The organism is Shewanella sp. 10N.7 (assembly GCF_020806285.1).
Taxonomy (GTDB): Bacteria; Pseudomonadota; Gammaproteobacteria; order Enterobacterales; family Shewanellaceae; genus Shewanella; species Shewanella electrodiphila.
In genome coordinates this window covers 1-752 of sequence record NZ_JAJGZS010000066.1, presented here as the reverse complement: position 1 = coordinate 752, position 752 = coordinate 1, and the positions used below count along the sequence as shown (strand labels likewise).

1 protein-coding gene is annotated in these 752 nt (G+C 37.8%); it reads left to right on the top strand.

All coding sequences use genetic code 11. From position 1 onward, the window contains the following. Window positions 1-26: 26 nt before the first annotated feature. Window positions 27-752: IS4 family transposase (locus tag LMH66_RS20225; RefSeq protein ID WP_229372716.1), on the top strand; the 726-nt coding region annotated here is incomplete at its 3' end.

Sequence of the window (752 nt, the reverse complement as noted above, 5' to 3'; positions counted from 1 at the left end):
AACAAAAATTACCACGAGTAAATGCCATGAATGCGAAACAAGTTTTATCAAAATGCCTATCGATTGTCACCCCGTTAATGCACAAAACTCGCCGACAAAGTTTGTTCTGTGCAGTCGAAAGCTCAATGAATGGAGGCTCCCTTTCAATTACAGGCCTTGGCCGTAACATTGAAAGTAAAGCGCTGGAAAAACATAAGATTAAACGTGTCGATAGGCTTTGTAATAATGGCCATTTACATCGTGATATCGAGTTTATATACACACGCATGACTTGCTTACTAATCGGAAGAATGAAACAACCGATAATTCATATCGATTGGTCTGATCTTGATGACCGAAAGCAACATTTTCTCATTAGAGCATCGCTTGCAGCTCAAGGTCGTTCACTGACACTTTATGAAGAAATTCATCCGCTAAATAAAAAAGAGAAGCCTAAAACTCATCAACTATTTCTAACTAAATTAAAAACTATGCTTCCCAATGAGTGCAAACCAATAATCGTGACAGATGCAGGTTTTCGTATACCTTGGTTCAAGCAAATTTTGTCATTAAATTGGGATTACGTAGGCAGATTTAGAAATCGAACTCACTGTAAAAAATTACCAGTAGATAGCTGGTATCCAGTTAAACAACTCTATGTTCAAGCAAGCACCAGAGCTAAAAGCCTCGGTGTTTACATGCTAGGTGAACAAACCTCTTTTAAGTCCCGTTTAGTTATTTTCAAACGTAACGCAAAAGGACGTAAAGACAAA